General features: G+C 67.8%; 14 protein-coding genes and 3 pseudogenes. 13 read left to right on the forward strand and 4 right to left on the reverse strand.

Going from position 1 to position 20,746, the window contains the following annotated elements; genetic code table 11:
• Positions 1–49 precede the first annotated feature (49 nt).
• Positions 50–1,399 (forward strand): annotated as a pseudogene (locus OG978_RS31230) (AMP-binding protein); the annotation flags it as partial.
• A 111-nt stretch (positions 1,400–1,510) separates the two neighbouring features.
• Here OG978_RS31230 and OG978_RS31235 read toward each other — a convergent pair.
• Positions 1,511–1,678: pseudogene (locus OG978_RS31235) on the reverse strand (SAM-dependent methyltransferase); the annotation flags it as partial.
• 19 nt (positions 1,679–1,697) lie between these two features.
• On the opposite strand from OG978_RS31235, the pseudogene OG978_RS31240 reads away from it, so the two are divergent.
• Positions 1,698–1,919, forward strand: a pseudogene (locus tag OG978_RS31240) (IS110 family transposase); the annotation flags it as partial.
• Between the two features lie 245 nt (positions 1,920–2,164).
• Positions 2,165–4,879 (forward strand): aconitate hydratase AcnA, encoded by a 2,715-nt coding sequence (acnA, locus tag OG978_RS31245; protein WP_326768395.1) that lies wholly within the window; start codon positions 2,165–2,167, stop codon positions 4,877–4,879.
• A gap of 81 nt (positions 4,880–4,960) precedes the next feature.
• Here the strand turns inward: acnA and OG978_RS31250 are convergent, their stop codons facing one another.
• Positions 4,961–5,254, reverse strand: a complete 294-nt coding sequence (locus OG978_RS31250) for a helix-turn-helix domain-containing protein (RefSeq protein WP_326768396.1) — start codon at positions 5,252–5,254, stop codon at positions 4,961–4,963.
• Between the two features lie 195 nt (positions 5,255–5,449).
• Here OG978_RS31250 and OG978_RS31255 point away from each other — a divergent pair, with 195 nt between their 5' ends.
• Positions 5,450–6,343, forward strand: coding sequence for an aminoglycoside phosphotransferase family protein (locus tag OG978_RS31255; RefSeq protein ID WP_442817770.1), 894 nt, complete (start codon positions 5,450–5,452; stop codon positions 6,341–6,343).
• Between the two features lie 32 nt (positions 6,344–6,375).
• Here the strand turns inward: OG978_RS31255 and OG978_RS31260 are convergent, their stop codons facing one another.
• Complete coding sequence (locus OG978_RS31260; RefSeq protein WP_326768398.1) at positions 6,376–6,687, reverse strand: ArsR/SmtB family transcription factor; 312 nt, start codon at positions 6,685–6,687, stop codon at positions 6,376–6,378.
• Positions 6,688–6,770: 83 nt separating this feature from the next.
• Here OG978_RS31260 and OG978_RS31265 point away from each other — a divergent pair, with 83 nt between their 5' ends.
• Together OG978_RS31265 and OG978_RS31270 are read left to right on the forward strand one after the other, a co-directional pair.
• A complete protein-coding gene (locus tag OG978_RS31265) occupies positions 6,771–7,052 on the forward strand; it encodes a hypothetical protein (protein WP_326768399.1) in 282 nt (93 codons plus the stop codon).
• 193 nt (positions 7,053–7,245) lie between these two features.
• Positions 7,246–7,890 (forward strand): histidine phosphatase family protein, encoded by a 645-nt coding sequence (locus tag OG978_RS31270; protein WP_326768400.1) that lies wholly within the window; start codon positions 7,246–7,248, stop codon positions 7,888–7,890.
• Positions 7,891–7,958: 68 nt separating this feature from the next.
• Here the strand turns inward: OG978_RS31270 and OG978_RS31275 are convergent, their stop codons facing one another.
• Positions 7,959–11,804, reverse strand: a complete 3,846-nt coding sequence (locus OG978_RS31275; RefSeq protein WP_326768401.1) for a GH92 family glycosyl hydrolase — start codon at positions 11,802–11,804, stop codon at positions 7,959–7,961.
• A gap of 500 nt (positions 11,805–12,304) precedes the next feature.
• On the opposite strand from OG978_RS31275, the gene ngcE reads away from it, so the two are divergent.
• The 7 genes from ngcE to OG978_RS31310 all read left to right on the forward strand — a co-directional run bounded on the left by ngcE (position 12,305) and on the right by OG978_RS31310 (position 20,729).
• Complete coding sequence (gene ngcE / locus OG978_RS31280) at positions 12,305–13,753, forward strand: N-acetylglucosamine/diacetylchitobiose ABC transporter substrate-binding protein (protein ID WP_326768402.1); 1,449 nt, start codon at positions 12,305–12,307, stop codon at positions 13,751–13,753.
• A 50-nt stretch (positions 13,754–13,803) separates the two neighbouring features.
• Positions 13,804–14,727 carry a carbohydrate ABC transporter permease gene (locus OG978_RS31285; protein WP_326768403.1) on the forward strand — a complete coding sequence of 308 codons (924 nt, stop codon included), beginning with the start codon at positions 13,804–13,806 and terminating at the stop codon, positions 14,725–14,727.
• A gap of 91 nt (positions 14,728–14,818) precedes the next feature.
• A complete protein-coding gene (locus OG978_RS31290) occupies positions 14,819–15,736 on the forward strand; it encodes a carbohydrate ABC transporter permease (protein ID WP_326768404.1) in 918 nt (305 codons plus the stop codon).
• A gap of 201 nt (positions 15,737–15,937) precedes the next feature.
• Entirely contained in the window at positions 15,938–17,140 is a 1,203-nt protein-coding gene (locus OG978_RS31295) for an ROK family transcriptional regulator (RefSeq protein WP_326768405.1), read from the forward strand.
• Positions 17,141–17,258: 118 nt separating this feature from the next.
• On the forward strand, positions 17,259–18,356 hold the full coding sequence (locus OG978_RS31300) for a substrate-binding domain-containing protein (protein WP_326768406.1): 1,098 nt from the start codon (positions 17,259–17,261) through the stop codon (positions 18,354–18,356).
• Between the two features lie 268 nt (positions 18,357–18,624).
• Positions 18,625–19,419: an ATP-binding cassette domain-containing protein gene (locus tag OG978_RS31305; protein WP_326768407.1), complete on the forward strand. Its 795-nt coding sequence runs from the start codon at positions 18,625–18,627 to the stop codon at positions 19,417–19,419.
• Positions 19,416–20,729 (forward strand): sugar ABC transporter permease, encoded by a 1,314-nt coding sequence (locus OG978_RS31310; RefSeq protein ID WP_442817771.1) that lies wholly within the window; start codon positions 19,416–19,418, stop codon positions 20,727–20,729. The genes OG978_RS31305 and OG978_RS31310 overlap by 4 nt, the downstream gene beginning before the upstream one ends.
• Positions 20,730–20,746 lie beyond the last annotated feature (17 nt).

Raw genomic sequence — 20,746 nt, forward strand, 5'->3', positions numbered from 1 at the left:
CGCCGTGTGACCTGCAGCGACGACTTTTCGAGCCCCACAGGATCACCTCAACCGCGTCCTGCTGCGTGGCCCCAACACCCCCTGGGTGGTGGCATGCTGGCTCGCGGTCGTCAAGGCGGGCGGGGTGGTCGTGACCACCGTTCCGCTGCTGCGTGCCGGCGAACTCACACCGCTCATCGAGCTGACCCGCCCCAGCCTCGCCCTGTGCGATCACCGTTACGCGGACGACCTGCGCACGGCGGCGGGCGACGGTCTGCCCGTCCTGTGCTTCGGCGCCGACGGCGATCCGGACGACCTCACCCCCCGCGCCGCCACCAAGAGCGGCGGGTTCACCGCCGTCGACACCGCCGCCGACGACGTCGTCCTGCTCGGCCCCACCTCCGGCACCACGGGCCGGCCCAAGGCCACCATGCACTTCCACCGCGACGTCCTCGCCAGCGCCGACACCTTCTCGCTGCACGTCCTGCGGCCCACACCGGACGACGTGTTCACGGGCACCCCGCCGCTCGGCTTCACCTTCGGGCTCGGCGGACTGGTGGTCTTCCCGCTGCGTGCCGGTGCCTCGACGCTGCTGCTGGAGCGGGCCACACCCGGCGAACTCGCCGACGCGGTCGCCGAGCACGGTGCCACCGTCCTGTTCACCGCCCCCACCGCGTACAAGGCGATTCTCGCCGCGGGCCGCGAGGACGCCCTGAAGGGCATACGGCGTTGTGTGTCGGCCGGAGAGCACCTTCCGGTCACGGTGTGGGAGGAGTTCGAGCGGGCCGCCGGCATCCGCATCATCAACGGCATCGGCGGCACCGAGATGCTGCACATCTTCATCTCTGCCGCTGACGAGGACATCCGGCCCGGCGCCACCGGGCGCGTGGTCCCGGGCTTCCGCGCCGCGATCATGGACCTCGACGGCAACCCTCTCCCGGACGGCGCACCGGGCCGACTCGCCGTCCAGGGACCCACCGGCTGCCGCTACCTCGCCGACGACGACCGGCAGCGGGTCTTCGTCCAGCACGGCTGGAACATCACAGGCGACACCTACCTACGCGACGCCGACGGCTACTTCTGGTTCCAGGCCCGCAACGACGACATGATCATCTCCTCCGGGTACAATATCGCGGCGCCCGAGGTCGAGCAGGCGCTGCTCGCCCACCCCGATGTGGCCGAGACCGCGGTCGTCGGAGTCCCGCACGCCGAGCGGGGCGCGATCGTCAAGGCGTACGTCGTCCTGCGCGAAGGGGTGCCGAGCGACGACGAGAAGGCGACCGAACTCCAGACCTTCGTCAAGGACACGATCGCGCCCTACAAATACCCGCGAGCCGTCACCTTCCTGCCCGAACTCCCGAGGACCCCCAACGGCAAGATCCAGCGGTACCGGCTGCGCAGCGGTCGGCAGGCCCCCTGACATCGAGTCCGCGATGTCCGTGCGACCGGGGATCGTGTGCCGTTCAGAAATGCGTCGCTGCAGGTCGTAGGGCCGGCGGACCGGCTGTGGTTCGCGGCGTTGTCCACGCGATCACGGACGTCGTGCCAGGAAGGCGAACTCTCTTCCTGGGCGGTCGGGTGCATCGCGAACATCGTCCACCACGTAGCCGTGCGCGACCAGGTCCCGCATGACTTCCTCCCGCTCGCGGAAGCGCAACGTCGAATCCGACGTCAGCACCTGGCCGTCCGCTGCGAACAAGCTCATAGAGGCCCGGTTTCGTTACAACCGCCGCCTCCAGCGTGTCCACTACACCTCCGCGCTCTTCAGCATCCGACGGTGCGAGGAATCCCGTCGCTTCTACGACCGCAAACGCGCAGAGGGTAAACGCCACACCCAAGCAGTGCTCGCCCTCGCCCGCCGCCGGGTCAACGTCCTGTGGGCCCTCTCGCGGGACGGACGCCGCTACGAGCTCACGCCCCCAGCGGCCCTCGCCGCTTGACAAACGGCATGAGGAATCGATGGCACAGGACAGGCGCCCCCGCATGACCGTGCGACGGTGATGTACTAGAGTTATCTCGACATCGAGATATATGCCGAAGGCGCACCGCAGTCCGCCAGTCGGTAAGGGTTACCTAACTAAGCCTTACCTTAGCGGATGGTCGAGGGGCCGTAGGCGGCACCACGCGGCGCCCGCGGTAATGAGGCGCGGCGCGGAGTACGCGCACATTGATGAAGGAGACTGTCGTGTCGGCGAACAGCTTCGACGCCCGCAGCACGCTGCGCGTGGGCGACGAGTCGTACGAGATCTTCAAGCTGGACAAGGTCGAGGGCTCCGCGCGCCTCCCCTACAGCCTGAAGGTGCTGCTGGAGAACCTGCTCCGCACCGAGGACGGCGCGAACATCACCGCCGACCACATCCGGGCGCTCGGCGGCTGGGACTCCCAGGCGCAGCCCAGCCAGGAGATCCAGTTCACGCCGGCCCGCGTGATCATGCAGGACTTCACCGGTGTGCCGTGTGTCGTGGACCTCGCCACCATGCGTGAGGCCGTCAAGGAACTGGGCGGCGACCCGGCCAAGATCAACCCCCTCGCCCCGGCCGAGCTGGTCATCGACCACTCCGTCATCGCCGACAAGTTCGGCACCAACGACGCGTTCGCGCAGAACGTCGAGCTGGAGTACGGCCGCAACAAGGAGCGCTACCAGTTCCTGCGCTGGGGCCAGACCGCCTTCGACGAGTTCAAGGTCGTCCCCCCGGGCACCGGCATCGTCCACCAGGTCAACATCGAGCACCTGGCCCGTACGGTCATGGTCCGGGGTGGCCAGGCGTACCCCGACACCCTCGTCGGCACCGACTCGCACACCACCATGGTCAACGGCCTCGGTGTGCTGGGCTGGGGCGTCGGCGGCATCGAGGCCGAGGCCGCGATGCTCGGCCAGCCGGTCTCCATGCTCATCCCGCGCGTCGTCGGCTTCAAGCTGACCGGCGAGCTCCCGGCCGGTACCACCGCCACCGACCTGGTGCTGACCATCACCGAGATGCTCCGCAAGCACGGTGTCGTCGGCAAGTTCGTCGAGTTCTACGGTGAGGGCGTCGCCGCCACCTCGCTCGCCAACCGCGCCACCATCGGCAACATGTCGCCGGAGTTCGGCTCCACTGCCGCGATCTTCCCGATCGACGACGAGACGCTGAAGTACCTGCGCCTGACCGGCCGTGACGAGCAGCAGGTCGCGCTCGTCGAGGCGTACGCCAAGGAGCAGGGCCTCTGGCTCGACCCGGCCGCCGAGCCGGACTTCTCCGAGAAGCTGGAGCTGGACCTGTCGACGGTAGTCCCGTCGATCGCCGGCCCGAAGCGCCCGCAGGACCGCATCATCCTCGCGAACGCCAAGGAGCAGTTCGCCCAGGACGTGCGCAACTACGTCTCGGACGACGAGGAGTCGGGCAAGGAGTCCTTCCCGGCCTCCGACTCCCCGGCCGCCCACAACGGCGTCCCGTCGAACCCGACCACGGTCACCGCCCCCGACGGCACGACGTACGAGATCGACCACGGCGCCGTCACCGTCGCCGCGATCACCTCCTGCACCAACACCTCGAACCCGTACGTCATGGTCGCCGCGGCGCTCGTGGCGAAGAAGGCGGTCGAGAAGGGCCTGACCCGCAAGCCGTGGGTCAAGACCACCCTCGCCCCGGGCTCGAAGGTCGTCACCGACTACTTCGACAAGGCGGGCCTGACCCCGTACCTCGACAAGGTCGGCTTCAACCTCGTCGGCTACGGCTGCACCACCTGCATCGGCAACTCCGGCCCGCTGCCGGAGGAGGTCTCCAAGGCGGTCAACGAGCACGACCTGGCCGTGACCTCGGTGCTCTCCGGCAACCGTAACTTCGAGGGCCGGATCAACCCCGACGTCAAGATGAACTACCTGGCGTCCCCGCCGCTGGTCGTCGCGTACGCCATCGCCGGTTCGATGAAGGTGGACATCACCAAGGACGCCCTGGGCATCGACCAGGACGGCAAGCCGGTCTACCTCGCCGACATCTGGCCGTCCGAGGCCGAGGTGAACGACGTCGTCGCCAACTCCATCGGCGAGGACATGTTCAACAAGTCCTACCAGGACGTCTTCGCGGGCGACGCCCAGTGGCAGGCGCTGTCGATCCCGACCGGCAACACCTTCGAGTGGGACCCGCAGTCCACCTACGTGCGCAAGCCCCCGTACTTCGAGGGCATGACGATGGGGACGACCCCGGTCGCCGACATCACCGGCGCCCGGGTGCTCGCCAAGCTGGGCGACTCGGTCACCACCGATCACATCTCCCCGGCCGGTGCGATCAAGGCCGACACCCCGGCCGGCAAGTACCTCACGGAGCACGGCGTCGAGCGTCGTGACTTCAACTCCTACGGCTCGCGCCGAGGCAACCACGAGGTCATGATCCGCGGCACCTTCGCCAACATCCGCCTGCGCAACCAGATCGCCCCGGGCACCGAGGGTGGCTTCACCCGCGACTTCACCCAGGCCGACGCGCCGGTGTCGTTCATCTACGACGCCTCGCAGAACTACCAGGCCGCCGGCACCCCGCTGGTCATCCTGGCGGGCAAGGAGTACGGCTCCGGCTCGTCCCGCGACTGGGCCGCCAAGGGCACCGCGCTCCTCGGCGTCAAGGCCGTCATCGCCGAGTCCTACGAGCGCATCCACCGCTCGAACCTCATCGGCATGGGCGTCCTCCCGCTCCAGTTCCCGGAGGGCGCGACCGCCGAGTCCCTCGGCCTGAACGGCGAGGAGACCTTCTCCTTCACCGGCGTGACCGAGCTGAACAACGGCACCACGCCGCGCACGGTCAAGGTGTCCACCGACACCGGTGTGGAGTTCGACGCGGTCGTCCGCATCGACACCCCCGGTGAGGCGGACTACTACCGCAACGGCGGCATCATGCAGTACGTGCTCCGCAACCTGATCCGCAAGTAGTCGCGAGGCAGGCAGCAGAGCCGAAGGGCCGCACTCCGGAATCCCGGGGTGCGGCCCTTCGCGTGTCTTCCGAGGCGATGCCTACTCCAGTTCCGCCGCATCCGCGAAGTAGCCCGCCACCTTCGACTTCCGCGCCAGCCGGCACAGCCGCTGAAGGTGCTTGCCGCTCCCCAGCAGTTCGTCGAAGGTGCGGGACATGTCCTCCTGCGGGCGACGCTCCGCCATCTCGAACAGCCCGATGTACGTACCCGAGCAGAACGCCTTGTCACCCAGCTCGCTCTGGGACATCCCGGCGGCCTCGCGCAGGCGGCGCAGCTCGGAGCCGTAGAAGGAACGAGCGTCGGTGTACGGGTCGAGATCCTTGGGCAGCGGCATACGCCGGAATGTAGCGGCGCACGGACGCACCGGACCGGAAATCGGGGAATGCGCCACCCGTAGGTGGCTTCCGCCGTCCGGTCGTCGAGGGCCGTGCGCGGTAAACGAGTTGACGGACGGTGCGGGCCGGCGTTCGTATGGCCGTCGGCCGCCGACCGCCGGTCGGTGCCCCACTGCTGAAGGGTGCTCATGCGCATGGGCAAGATGCATGCCGATGAACCGGACATCGATGAGTCCCTCGTACACCGGCTGATCGCCTCGCAGTTCCCGGACTGGGCCGGACTGCCCGTCGAACCGGTCTTCCCCGTGGGCACGTCCAACGCCATGTACCGGCTCGGCGAGGACCTGGTGGTGCGGCTTCCCCGTACGGCGGGGGCGGCCGGTGATGTGGAGAAGGAGCAGCGCTGGCTGCCGCGGCTCGCCCCGTCGCTTCCCGTCGCTGTTCCGGTGCCGCTGGGCAAGGGAGCGCCGGCCGAGGGCTACCCGTGGCACTGGTCGGTCTTCCGGTGGCTCGCCGGCGCGAACCCGGTGGTCGGGGAGGCCGCCGAACCCGGCCCGCTCGCGGCGGACCTGGCGCACTTCGTCACCGCGCTGCACCTGATCGATCCCGCCGACGGGCCGCCCTCTTTCCGCAGCGAGCCCCTGACGGCCCGCGACGCCTCGACACGCGCCGCGCTCGCGGATCTGCACGAGGCCGTGGACACCGGTGCGGCGCTCGTTGTGTGGGAGGCGGCGCTGCGGGCCTCCGCGCCGACCGGCCCGGCCGTCTGGATCCACGCGGATCTGCAACCCGGCAACCTGCTGCTCGCGAACGGGCGGCTCAGCGCCGTCATCGACTTCGGCTGCATGGGGCTGGGTGATGCCGCCGTCGACCTCATCGCGGCGTGGTACCTGCTCCCGGCGCATGCGCGCGGAGTCTTCCGCACGGCCCTGAACGCCGATGACGCGGCCTGGGTGCGAGGGCGTGGCTGGGCGCTGTCGACCGCGCTCGGCGAACTGCGTTACTACCGGGACTCGAATCCGGCCATGGCGGCGATCGCCCGGCACGTCATCCGTGAAGTCCTAGCCGACGGCGGATCCACGAAATGAAGCGGGTGTGACAACGTCCTGACGGCCGTGAGTCAGGAGTGGGTGCGGATCAGGTCCAGCAACCCCGGGAAACGCTTGTCCAGCTCGTCCTTGCGCAGGGTGGCCGCGCGGCTGTTGCCCCGGTCCACCTGCCGGACCAGACCCGCCTCCCGCAGGGTCCTGAAGTGGTGCGTGGTCGTCGATTTGGAGACCGGCAGGTTGAAGGACGCGCAGGTACGGGCCGTGCCTTCCGGCTCATGGAGCAGGGCCACGACGATCCCCCACCGCAGGGGATCGGAGATCGCGTTCAGGACCGTGCGCAGGTCCATCTCCTCGGGCGCCGGATGGCCTTCCTCGTCTGGCATCGCTGCTCTCCTCTCCTGGCCTGTACGCGGGCTGCTGCCCCCATCCTGGGTACGGCTTGCTTCCTACCTTGGGGTGTGCCAGCTTGAGGTACGATAAAAATCGTACCTGGTCGGTCGGTGGCCGGGCCGAGCCTGGAGTCCGTCCCCATGAGCACACGGACCGCGTCGTCCGCCTCACCACCCATGCCCATGGCACAGAAGAGGCCCGGCCGGGCCCCGGCCCTGATCGCCGTGCTCCTCACCGGGCCTACGACTCCGCCTTCCACAGCGTGCTCCTGGGGCTCGCGGTGGCCTGCCTCGTGCTGTGCGCCGTAGTCCTCGCCCTGCTGCGCGGCGGCAACCGCCGGGAGCAGCACGCCGCGTGACCGGTCGCGGCCCTGCCGGATCCGGTCCGTCGGCTGGGGCATTTGACGGAATGTCGCGGATCATGCGGCTGCCGTACCCGGAAACGGGTCACCGTCCACCTCATCGTGGGCGCACGGAATGCGATGGTGGACCAGCGGGTTCACAGATCTGCGAACCACGCGGAACGAACGGCACAGAGAGCGGATGACACCCATGGGCGAGCTGATCCTGATCCGGCACGGCGAGACGGAGTGGTCGCGGTCCGGGCAGCACACGAGCTACACCGATCTGCCCCTGACCGCCTTCGGGGAACGGCAGGCCCAAGCGCTGGCACCCCTGCTCGCCGACCGGCGGATCGCGCTCACCCTCGTCAGTCCCGCCGTACGCGCCCGGCGCACCGCCGAGCTCGCCGGGCTTGCCGTACCCCGCATCACACCCGAGCTGCGCGAATGGGACTACGGCGGCTACGAAGGGGTGACCACCGACGAGATCCGCCGCACCCGCCCCGAGTGGAACCTCTGGACCGACGGAGTCGCCCCCGGCCCCGAGGCGCACCCCGGTGAAACCCCCGCCGAGGTCGGTGCCCGCGCCGACCGGGTGCTGGCCGAAGCCGCGGAGGCGGCGAGCCGTGACACTGGCGAGGACATCGCGCTCGTCGCGCACTCCCACTTCCTGCGCGTGCTCACCGCCCGCTACCTCGGGCTGACGCCGGCCGAGGGCACGCTGTTCCAGCTCGCCACGGGCGCCGTCTCCCGGCTCGGCACCGAGCACGGGAAGCCGGTCATCACGGCGTGGAATGTGACATTGCCCGAGAGTCTGTTCCCCCGGGCCGTTCCGGAGGCCCCGGAACGGGACTGAGCGGACCGACGGCCGGTACCCCGCCCCGGGGTACCGGCCGTCGGCCGTGACACAGGTGGAACACCGGGTCAGGAGAGCAACTCCAGCTCCGCGAGCGTGCCTTCACCGGCGAACACCAGGCGGTAGTGCGCGTACGAGCCGGGCTCACTCACCGAGAACACCCTCGTCTGCCTGTCCCAGGCGAACGACTCGGCCGACCGCTTGTCGAGGTCCTTCCACGTCGTGCCGTCCGAGGAGCCCTGGAGGACCCAGCCGGCCGGGGCCTCGGCCGCCTTGTCCGACGTCAGCGTGTACCGGACCGCGTCCGTGGCCGAGGGGACCGGCAGGTCCACCGTGGCGACCCTCGCCGAGGTGGCCGACGTGTTGTCGAACAGGGCGCCGTCGCCCTTCACCACGTCCGCCTGCGGCGACGCCACCTTGTCGTCCGTGGTGATCGACGTCGGCGCCGCGTTCTTGCCGGTGCCCCACGACGACGGCTTCGGGCCCATGTCGAAGTCCAGCACACCGCCCTTGGCCAGCAGGTCGTGCGGCAGCGAAGTGGAGGTCCACTTCTTGCCGTTGACCCGCAGGCCCTGCACATAGATGTTCTGCGCGCTGTTCTTCGGCGCCCTGACGACCAGATCGTGGCCGTTCTCCAGATGGACGGTCGTCTTCTTGAAGAGCGGGGAGCCGATCGCGTACTCGCCACTGCCCATGACCAGCGGGTAGAAGCCGAGCGAGGAGAAGAGGTACCAGGCCGACTGCTCGCCGTTGTCCTCGTCGCCGTGGTAGCCCTGCCCGATGTCGCTGCCCGTGTAGAGCCGGCTCAGGACCTCGCGGACCTTCTCCTGCGTCTTCCAGGGCTGCGAGGCCGCGTCGTACATGTAGGTGACGTGGTGCGCGACCTGGTTGCTGTGGCCGTACTGGCCCATCCGTACGTCACGCGCCTCCGTCATCTCGTGGATGACACCGCCGTACGAGCCGACGAACTCGGGGCCCGCCGTCTCGGGAGTGGAGAAGTACGTGTCGAGCTTCTTGGCCAGGCCGTCCCGGCCGCCGTACAGATTCGCCAGACCGCGGCTGTCCTGCGGGGCCGTGAACGCGTAGCCCCAGCCGTTCGTCTCCGTGTAGTCGTAGCCCCAGACCCGGGGGTCGTACTGGTCCGAGGGGAGCCGCCAGTCGCCCTTGGCGTCCTTGCCCTGGAAGAAGCCGGCCTTGTCGTCGAAGAGCTGGACGTAGTTGCGGGCGCGGTTCAGGAAGTACTCGGACTCCTCCTTGTACCGGGTCTTCTTCGTCTTCTTGTAGAGAGCCTCGCCCATCTGCGCGATGCCGTAGTCGTTGAGGTAACCCTCCAGCGACCAGGACAGGCCCTCGTGCGTCGAGGTGTTCGCGTAGCCGGTGAACGGGGACGTCACCATGCCCTTGCGGCCGACGCCCGAGGACGGCGGGACGACCGTGGCGTTCTTCAGCGCCGCGTCGTACGCCGCCTCCGCGTCGAACTTCACGCCCTTGACGTAGGCGTCCGCGAACGCGACGTCCGAGGAGGTGCCGGTCATCAGGTCGGAGTAGCCGGGGGAGGACCAGCGGGAGATCCAGCCGCCGTCCTTGTACTGCTGGACGAAGCCGTCCACCATCTCGCCGGCCTTGTCCGGTGTGAGGAGCGAGTACGCCGGCCACGTCGTCCGGTAGGTGTCCCAGAAGCCGTTGTTGACGTACACCTTGCCGTCGACGATCTTCGCGCCGGTGTGCGTCGGGGTGTCGGAGCCGACCTGCGGGGAGAAGGGGCTGGCGTACTTGTCCTTGCCGTCGACCTTCTCGAAGCCCGAGTTCGGGTACAGGTACAGCCGGTACAGGCTGGAGTAGAGGGTGGTCAGCTGATCGGCCGTGGCACCCTCGACCTCCACCTTGCCCAGGATGTCGTCCCAGGCCCGCTGCGCCCGGTCCTCGACGCGGCCGAAGGAGCGGGAGGCGGGGATCTCGGCGGTGAGGTTCTGTTTCGCCTGGTCGATGCTGATGAGGGAGGTGGCCAGCCGCAGGTTCACCGTGCGGTCCTTGCCGGCGTCGAAGCGGAGGTAGCCCGTGACGTCGTCGCCACCGCCGCCGGACAGCTTGCCGCTCGCGGTGACCGGGGCGTCGAAGACGCCGTACACGAACAGGCGGGTGGCGCCGGTCGAGCCGCCGCTCCTGACGTCGGAGAAGCCGGTGAAGGAGCTGGTCTCCGGGGCGAGGGTGAGCCCGCCGTCGTTGGAGACGTTGTCGAAGACGATGCTCGCGTCGTCACCGGGGTAGGTGAACCGCATCCGGGCCGCGTGGTCGGACGGAGTCATCTCGGCCTTGAGGCCGTTGTCGAATGTCACACCGTAGTAGTGCGGCTTCGCCGTCTCGTTCTCGTGGTGGAACGGCAGCGCACGCGCCTTGCGGGAGGCGTCCGGGGTGCCGCTGACTGCCGAGGGCATCAGCTGGAAGGTCTGCCGGTCGCCCATCCAGGGGCTCGGCTCATGGCTGGCGCTGAAGGCCTGGAGGGTGGGCAGGTTGTCGTCGTTGTTGCCCCGCGCGTAGTCGTACAGCCAACTCGTCGATCCGGCGTTGGTGACCGGCGTCCAGAAGTTGAAGCCGTTCGGGACCGCGGTGGCAGGGAAGTTGTTGCCCCGGGAGAAACCACCGCTGGAGTTGGTGCCGCGGACCGTCGACGCGTAGTCCGAGAGGTGCGCGCGGCGCTTCTCGGGAGCCTTCGGGGCGATCTCGATGTCGTCGAGCCAGCCCTGGAACTTCGCCGTGCCCTTGGGGGAGTCGTACGCCACCAGGATCCGGTCCACGATCTTGCCCGCCGCGACCGTGCCGATCGTCGACTCGACCTTGTTCCACTGGTTGACGTACAGCCGCTTGGCATCGGCCTGGCCCTGCGGGGTCAGCAGGCCGCCGTTGCTGTCCGTGGCCCGCAGATCGCTCAGATACGTGCCGTCCGTGAACGCCAGGTCCACCGCGACATGCGTCGCCGGGTAGGAGAGGTCGGTCTCGCCCATCTGGGGATAGACCAGATAGGACAGTGAGGTGTCACGGGTGACAGCCGTGTTCACATCGAAGACCTTGTTGTACGAGTAGGCGCGGCCGTCCGCCTTGTGCGTACCGGCGTACCGCAGGGCCTTCTTCCCGCTGAAGCCCGCGCCCGCCTTCGCGGTGGGGGAGCCGGAGAGGCCGCGGTCGACCTGGCTGCGCATCTCGTCGGGGGCCGGGACCGAGGTGTCGCCGTCGGAGAACTGGACGTCGGCGAGCTGGGTGGCGTCGGAGGCGCCGTTGTTCTTCGTGATCTGCAGGCGGTAGTGCCGGTATGCCGTGTCAGATGTGAAATCGTACGACTTCGTCTGGAACCGCTCGGTGAAGGTCTGACCCGTCCGGGAGTCGAGGTCCTTCCAGTCCTTGCCGTCGGCGGAGCCCTGCAGGGTCCAGTCCTTCGGGTCGCGCTCGTCGTGGTCATTGGCCGAAGTCAGTGCGTATGTCACGACCTTGACCGGTTCGTCGAGATCGAACTCGACCCAGCCGGTGGGTTCGAAGGCCAGCCACTTGGTGCCGGACTCCACGTCGATCAGGTTTTCCTTCACCTCCCCGCCGCCGGTGTTCTCGCCACTGGCGCGGACATCTGTCACCTTGTCGGTGACATTGCCCGGTATTCCTGCGGAGAAGCCGCCATCGACACCCGATGACCGCTTCTTTCCATCAGGACCTTCTTCTACGGTGTTGCGCCAGTCCGGCTGCTTTTCATCCGCTTCGAAGGACGAGTTGAATGTCCGGTCCCCCGAAGAGTTCCGGCTCTTTTCGTGTGTGCCGGCCGACTGTGCGGCGGCCACGGAGGGGGCGGTCACGACCAGAACGAGTGAAGCCGCGATCAGTGCGGCCGTACGGCTTTGTCTCTTGCGGGAACCGTGTCGGGGCTGCATGCCGAGCCATTCCTCCCGAGGAGTGCACCTGGACAACGTTGTCAGAGAGATGCGCAAGGTCCAGTAGGGAGCCAAGTGCCGCGATGTGTCAAGGGTGTTGGACGGGAACCGCAAGTCGAATCGACCGTAATGCGGAAATCGTTACACCTGGATCAGGAGCATGCGGGGGGCATGTATCCGCGAGGTCTCAACTCGGGAAAGACTGCTGCTCAAACTCGCATTCGATCTTGCTCAGTCGACCGTGAGTGGACTATACCTGTCGGCGTCCGCACAGCTTTTTCCGGCGACGCGGACAAGGGGGACACGGGGGAAGGGCCGAGGACAGCACGACGGGTGCATCCGATGCCCGCTCTCCCGGTGCCCCCACTGCACATGGCTAGCCTGAAATCAGCACTACCCAAGCGCAACTGACCGCGGTGGCGGGGCCCTTCGCCTGAGGCGAATATCGACGGGCGACCGGTACACACCGCCTGAGTCCTGGAGAAGGCGAGGACTTGAGCATGGGATCCACCTCCGCCCACAAGAATGAGGGCCTTGGCCGTCGCGATGTGATCAAGCGATCGGCCGCACTCGGCCTGATCAGCGTTCCGACGATGGGCTTCCTGTCGGCGTGCGCGAGCGGCGACAGCAGCAGCGACAAGAAGGTCGAGAAGGGCAAGGTCTCCAAGACCAACCCGCTCGGCGTCAACGAGACGGCCCCGCTCGAGGTGGTCATCTTCGACGGCGGCTTCGGCCAGCAGTACGCGCTCGACGCGGAGAAGAAGTACAACGCGGCGTTCCCGAAGGCTCCGAAGGTCAAGCACGCCGCGACCCAGAAGATCCAGTCGCAGCTGCAGCCCCGTTTCAACGGCGGCACCCCGCCGGACCTGATCGACAACTCCGGCGCCGAGCAGATGGACATGGGTGTCCTGGTCGGCAAGAAGCAGCTGCTCGACCTGACGCCGCTGATGGACGCCCCGTCCATCGACGACCCGAGCAAGAAGGTCCGCGACACGCTGCGCCCCGGTGTCCTGGAGATGGGTCAGTTCGACGGCGACCCGGTCTGGATCATGTACTACGCGTACACCGTGTACGGCGTCTGGTACTCGCAGACCGCGCTCGAGAAGCTCGACGCGCAGTACCCCGAGACCTGGGACGACATGCTCGCCCTCTGCGCGAAGGCGAAGAAGCAGGGCATCGCGGGCTGGACGTACGCCGGTAAGTACCCGTACTACCTGCCGTTCTCGCTCTACCCGTTCATCGCCAAGATCGGTGGCCGGGAGGTTCTCGACAAGATCGACAACCTGGAGCCGAACGCCTGGAAGGACCCCGCGGTCAAGGCGGCGTTCGAGGCGTACTACGAGCTGTACAAGAAGGGGTACATACTCAAGGGCACCCCCGGTCTGACCCACATCCAGTCGCAGACCGAGTGGACCAAGGGCAAGGCGCTCTTCATCCCGAACGGTTCGTGGGTGGAGAACGAGGCCGCGCCGACCACGCCCAAGGACTTCAAGATGATGGTCGCGCCGCCGTCCGGCCTGGACGCGTCCGACAAGCTGCCGTTCGGCACCATCTGGGCCTCCGGCGGCGAGCCCTTCATCGTCCCGGCCAACGCGAAGAACCCCGAGGGCGGCATGGAGCAGCTGCGCATCATGCTCTCCGAGGAGTCCTCGAAGAATTTCACCAAGCAGGTCAAGTCGCTCAGCGCCTTCAACGGCGGCACCGACGGTCTGACCCTGTCGACCGCCATGCAGTCCGGCGTCGACTCGCTGAAGAAGGCCGGCGACAACGTGGTGAACCCGCGCCTGCAGGACTGGTACGTGAAGCTCCAGAAGGAGCAGATCGGTGTCGCCGGTATCGGCGAGATGATGGCCGGCCGCGCGACCCCGGCGGAAGCCATCAAGAAGATCCAGGCCTTCGCCGACGCGGCGGCCAAGGACCAGTCCATCAAGCACTACAAGCACCAGTGAGCAACCGTCACCAGCGGCGGCACCCGCGGAAAGATCGGGGTCGGTAAACGATGCAGCATGGCAAGTACCGTTTCATCGTGGGATTCTTGGTACTCCCACTCGCGTTGTACGCGGTCTTCGTCATTTGGCCGTTCATCCAGTCCATCTACTACTCGTTCACGGACTGGACCGGCCTGAGCCCGGACTTCAAGATGGTCGGGTTCGACAACTACACGAGGATGCTGAAGGACGACATCTTCTGGAAGTCGTTGCAGCACAGCGTGTTGCTTGTGGTGCTGCTGCCGCTGGTGACGCTGGGCCTGGCGCTCTTCTTCGCCTTCATGCTCAATGTCGGGGGCCGGCGGCGCAAGAACGCCGCGGTCTCCGGCGTGCGCGGCTCGGGTTTCTACAAGATCGCCTATTTCTTCCCGCAGGTTCTCTCGATCGTCATCGTGGCCCTGCTCTTCCAGTTCGCGTTCAACCCCACCAGCGGGATGCTGAATTCGACACTGAAGACGATCGGTCTGGGCTCCATTCAGCCGGACTGGCTGGGCGACCCGAGTCTCGCGCTGGTCTGCGTCATGTCGGTGCTGGTCTGGTCGACGGTCGGATTCTTCGTCGTGCTGTTCTCGGCCGGAATGGCGTCCATCCCGAAGGACTTCTACGAGGCGGCGCTCCTCGACGGCGCCAACCGCTTCACCACGTTCTTCCGGATCACCCTTCCGCTGCTCTGGGACACGGTGCAGTCGGGCTGGGTCTACATGGGGATCCTGGCCCTCGGCGTGGAGGCGTTCACCGCCGTTCAGGTCATGACCGTGGGCCCCGGTGGCCCCGACTACTCGACCACGGTCCTGCCGCTGTACGTGTACCAGACGGCCTTCCGTGACGGGCAGGCCGGCTACGCGACGACGATCGGTGTCGGACTGCTCATCGTCACCATGGCCTTCGCCGCCATCGTGATGCGACTGGGCCGGCGCGATCGGCTGGAGTTCTGATGCTGCGATTCCCGGGCGACGGTTCCCGGACCCCCAGCAGGCACCACAGGTCGGCCTCCGTGTCCGGCTCGACAGTACGAGGTGAGTACACGTGAAGACGACTGACACCCCTCCCGCGGCCCCGGCAGCGGACCCGGCCCCGGTGGCCAAGGCGCCCGCACCGGCCGTGAAGGAGAAGAGCGGCGAGGGCCAGGTCCTCAACGTCTTCTCGCACGGTGTGCTGATCATCTGGGCGATCCTGGTCGTCCTGCCGCTGCTGTGGGCGGTGATGGCGTCGTTCAAGACCGACGACTCGATCCTTTCGACGCCGTGGGCGCTGCCCGACAAGCTGCACTTCGAGAACTGGTCGCGCGCCTGGAGCCAGGCGCACATGAGCGACTACTTCTTCAACACCGTCGTGGTGGTGGGCTGTTCGCTCGTCGGCACCCTGCTGCTCGGCTCGATGGCGGCGTACGTACTGGCGCGGTTCGACTTCCCCGGCAACCGCTTCATCTACTACCTGTTCATCGGCGGGATGAGCTTCCCGATCATCCTGGCGCTGGTCCCGCTGTTCTTCGTCATGAACAACATGGGCCTGCTGAACACGCGGCACGGACTGATCATGGTCTACATCGCGTACTCGCTGCCGTTCACCGTCTTCTTCCTCACCTCGTTCTTCCGGACGCTGCCGACCTCGGTGGCGGAAGCGGCGATGCTCGACGGGGCCTCGCACACCCGGACGTTCTTCCAGGTGATGCTGCCGATGGCGAAGCCCGGCCTGATCAGCGTCGGCATCTTCAACTTCCTGGGGCAGTGGAACCAGTACATGCTGCCGACGGTCCTCAACACGGAACCGAATAACCGGGTGCTCTCCCAGGGCCTGGTCGAACTGGCCACCAGCCAGGGGTACAAGGGTGACTGGTCCGGCCTCTTCGCCGGTCTGGTGATGGCGATGCTCCCGGTCCTCGCCGCCTACATCATCTTCCAGCGCCAGGTCGTCGCCGGGCTCACCGCGGGCGCGGTGAAGTAGCGGCCCGGCACCCTCCCCATACTCACGAACCGCCCGTCGGCCATGTGTCGGCGGGCGGTTCATGCGTGTCCGAAGGCGGCCCCAGGCGCGGGCACGGCGCTCATCCGGGGCTTCGCTTGCTCAAGGTCTTGACGGGGGGTGCCGCAAAACGCTCAGCTTAGAGTTCACATGTTAGAGAAAACGGTAGGAGTGAGAGAGTCGATGGAGACCCCGGGGTCGCAGACATCCCTGCATCGCGCCAACCTTGAGCGGGTCGTGCGCGCGGTACGCATGGCCGGTTCGCTCACCCAGGCGGAGATCGCACGGAGCACCGGCCTGTCAGCGGCCACCGTCTCCAATATCGTTCGTGAACTGAAGGATGGCGGCACGGTCGAGGTCACCCCCACCTCGGCAGGCGGCCGCCGGGCCCGCAGCGTCTCGCTCAGCGGTGACGCGGGCATTGTGATCGGGGTCGACTTCGGCCATACGCACCTGCGGGTGGCGGTCGGCAACCTCGCCCACCAGGTGCTCGCCGAGGAGGCCGAGCCGGTGGACGTCGACGCCTCCTCCGCGCAGGGGTTCGGGCGGGCGGAGCAGCTGGTCAGGCGGCTGATCGAGACGACCGGAATCAGGGCGGACAAGGTGATCGGGGTGGGCCTCGGTGTTCCCGGCCCGATCGACGTGGAGTCCGGCACGCTGGGCTCCACGTCGATCCTGCCGGGCTGGACGGGCATCAACCCCAGCAAGGAGCTCGCGGGCCGGCTCGGTGTGCCCGTGTACGTCGACAACGACGCCAACCTCGGCGCGCTCGGCGAGCTGGTGTGGGGGAGCGGCCGGGGGGTCAAGGACCTCGCCTACATCAAGGTCGCCAGCGGTGTCGGCGCAGGTCTGGTGATCGACGGGCGCATCTACCGGGGTCCGGGCGGCACGGCCGGTGAGATCGGGCACATCACGCTCGACGAATCGGGCCCGGTGTGCCGCTGCGGCAACCGCGGGTGCCTGGAGACCTTCACGGCCGCCCGGTACGTGCTGCCGCTGCTCCAGCCGAGCCACGGGCCCGATCTCACCATGGAACGGGTGGTCCAGCTGGCCCGCGAGGGCGATCCGGGCTGCCGCCGGGTGATCGGGGACGTAGGGCGCCACATCGGCAGCGGCGTGGCCAATCTCTGCAATCTGCTCAACCCCAGCCGGGTGGTGCTCGGCGGTTCGCTCGCCGAGGCGGGCGAGCTGGTGCTCGCGCCGATCCGCGACTCGGTCTCCCGCTACGCCATTCCGAGCGCCGCCCGGCAGCTCTCGGTGCTGCCCGGGGCGCTGGGCGGCCGGGCCGAAGTGCTGGGCGCGCTGGCCCTGGTGCTCAGCGAGATGGGGGATTCAACCCTTTTGGAAAGTACCTCGCCGAAGGCACTCCTGCCTTCACTTAGATAACGGATGGCACCGTTGTCATCTCGTTAAGGATTTACTCCTTGACGCTGACGTCGCGGCCGAGTTGACTTCCAGCCACCTCGGCCGCGACGTCGCGGCCTCGTCAGGGAGGCAACCCGTAATGAACGCAACGACGCGACGCATCGTCATAGGCACGGCCGCACTCTCCATGGCCGTCTCCCTCGCGGCCTGTGGCAAGGCCGGCGACGACAAGGACTCCGGCAGCGGTGGCGACAGCAAGACCATCGGCCTGCTCCTGCCGGAGAACAAGACCACGCGTTACGAGACGTTCGACCGCCCCATCATGGAGGCGAAGATCAAGGCGCTGTGCTCCGACTGCGAGGTCAAGTACAACAACGCCGCGGGCGACAGCGAGACCCAGAAGAAGCAGTTCGACGCGCTCGTCACCCAGGGCGTGAAGGTCATCATCCTGGACACCGTCGACTACAAGGCCGCCAAGTCCTGGGTCCAGCAGGCCGCGAAGAAGGACGTCAAGGTCGTCGCGTACGACCGCCTCGCCGAGGGTCCCATCTCTGCCTACGTGTCGTACGACAACGAGAAGATCGGCCAGCTCCAGGGCGAGGCGCTGGTCAAGGCGCTGGGCGCCAAGGCCAAGGAGAGCAACGTTGTCATGATCAACGGCTCGCCGCTCGACCCCAACGCGCCCTTCTTCAAGAAGGGCGCGCACAGCGTGCTCGACAAGCAGGTCAAGAAGGTCGTCTATGAGCAGGACATCCCGGACTGGTCGCCGGACGAGGCCAACAAGAAGATGGGCGCGGCCATCGACTCCCTGGGCAAGGACGGCTTCCAGGGCGTCTACTCGGCCAACGACGGCATGGCCGGCGGCATCATCACGGCCCTGAAGAAGCAGGGCGTGAAGGTTCCGGTCGGCGGCCAGGACTCCGAGCTCGCCGGTCTGCAGCGCATCATCACGGGCGAGCAGGCCTTCTCGATCTACAAGCAGATCAAGCCGGAGGCCGAGACCACCGCCGAGATCGCCGTCCGGCTGCTCAAGGGCGAGAAGATCGACGACCTGGCCCCGGTCAAGGTCGACAGCCTCTCGGGCGAGTTCAAGGGCACCCCGTCGAAGCTGTACGACGCCTCGGTCGTGACCAAGGAGAACATCGCCTCCACGATCGTCGCGGACAAGGTCTACAAGGTCGAGGACATCTGCACCGCCCAGTACAAGGCGGCCTGCGACGCCGCCGGCATCAAGTAGTCACCCGCCGGCAAGCGTCACCCCGGTCCGGTCCGGCACCCGCCCCGTCACATGCCCCGCAGCAGGGGCGGGCGCCGGACTTCTCACCGGTTCCGGACTTCTCGCGGACCCCGGACTCCCACGGTTCCGGTCCTCGGCGTGCGGTCGTCTCCCGGCGACGGCGTTTCGAGGGCATCCCCCCGGAGCCGCCGGTCGTCCCGGTGGTCCGGCGACCGGCTCCGCCCCTGTGCTCAGCAGTACCATCCCCGCCGGTCAGGCGGCGAAGGAGATGATTCACGTGTCCGCTACGCCCGTGCTGGCGTTGCGCGGAATCTCCAAGCGGTTCGGCGCCGTTCAGGCGCTCACCGATGTGGACCTGGAGATCCGTTCCGGCGAAGTGGTCGCCCTGGTCGGCGACAACGGCGCCGGCAAGTCGACCCTCGTCAAGACCATTTCGGGTGTCCACCCGATCGACGAAGGCGCCATCGAGTGGGAGGGCAGGACGGTCCGGATCAACCGGCCGAACGACGCCCAGGAGCTCGGAGTCGCCACCGTCTACCAGGACTTGGCCCTCTGCGACAACCTCGATGTGGTCGCCAACCTCTTCCTCGGCAGCGAACTGCGCAGGGCCTCCGTCCTCGACGAGATCGCGATGGAGAAGCGCGCCAAGGAACTGCTGGACACGCTGTCCATCCGGATCCCCAGCGTCCGTATCCCGGTCGCCTCGCTCTCCGGCGGCCAGCGCCAGGTCGTGGCCATCGCCCGCGCCCTGATCGGTGACCCCAAGGTCGTCATCCTCGACGAGCCGACCGCCGCCCTCGGCGTCGAGCAGACCGCCCAGGTCCTCGACCTCGTCGAGCGGCTGCGCGAGCGCGGTCACGGCGTCATCCTCATCAGCCACAACATGGCCGACGTGCGCGCCGTCGCCGACAGGGTGGCGGTGCTGCGGCTGGGCCGCAACAACGGAGTCTTCGACGTGGCGACCACGTCCCACGAGGAGATCATCTCCGCGATCACCGGTGCCACGGACAACGCCGTCACGCGCCGCCAGGCACGCACAGCCTCGAAGGAGGACGCGAAGTGAGCGACCTCGCCAAAACCCCCGAAACCGCCACCGACAAGCCCGCCGCGGCGACACCCGCGGCCGAGCCGTCGGCGGCCCCCGCTCCCGCGGTGGACCCGCGCCTGCTCGTCCGAGAGGAGGGCTTCAAGGGCTACTGGTCCGAGTTCACCCGCAAGGTGCGCGGCGGCGAGCTCGGCTCACTGCCGGTCCTCGTCGGCCTGATCGTCATCGCGGTCGTCTTCCAGCTCCAGAACAGCAATTTCCTCTCCGCCAGCTCCATCGCCAACATCGCCGTCTACAGCTCCGGCCTCGGCATCATGGCGGTCGGCATCGTCTTCGTGCTGCTGCTCGGCGAGATCGACCTGTCGGTCGGCTCGGTCGCCGGTGTCGGCGCGGCCGTCTGGGCCGTGCTCAACGTCAACCACGGCTGGAACGACTGGTCGGCGGTGCTCGTCGCGGTGCTCTCCGGCATGGCGCTCGGCGCACTGCACGGCTTCTTCTTCGCCAAGATCGGGGTGCCGGCCTTCGTCGTCACCCTGGCCGGCTTCCTCGGCTGGAGCGGTCTGCAGGAGTGGCTGATGGGCGGTGAGGGCTCGATCAACACGCCGTCCGGCAGCATCGTCGAGAACCTCACCAACCACTTCTTCGAGGACAAGGCCGCCGGATACGGTCTCGCTCTGGTCGCCGTCCTCGCCTACGCCGCGTCGCTCCTGATGGACAGCCGGCGCCGCCGGGCCGCGGGCCTGCCGGCCCGTCCCACCACCGAGGTCCTGCTCCGCACCGGCATCGTCGCGATCCTCTGCTTCGCCGTCGCGTACGTCCTGAACGAGCCCTCCGGCGCCCGCGGCCTGCCGCTCGCCCTGGTGCTCTTCCTCGCCGTCCTGGTCGTCGCGGACTTCGTGGCCCGGCGCACCAGCTTCGGCCGCCAGGTCTTCGCGGTCGGCGGCAACCCGGAGGCCGCGCGCCGTGCCGGTATCAACGTCGACCGGGTCCGGATCACCGTCTTCGCCCTGTCCGGCACCCTGGGCGCCTTCGGCGGACTCTTCATCGCCAGTCTCTCCGGCGGCGCCACCAAGAGCGTCGGCGGCGGCAACACACTGATGCTGGTCATCGCGGCCGCCGTCATCGGCGGCACCAGCCTCTTCGGAGGCCGCGGCAAGGTCTGGTCCGCGCTGCTCGGCATGATCGTGATCCAGTCGATCCAGCAGGGCCTGAACATGATCGGTATGGCCAACGCCATCCAGTACATGATCACCGGCGCGGTTCTGCTGGCCGCCGTGGTCATCGACTCGGTCTCCCGTCGCACCCAGAAGACCGCGGGACGCGCGTAAGCGTAGAGGACAGCGGG

It is taken from the genome of Streptomyces sp. NBC_01591 (genome assembly GCF_035918155.1).
Classification (GTDB): domain Bacteria; phylum Actinomycetota; class Actinomycetes; order Streptomycetales; family Streptomycetaceae; genus Streptomyces.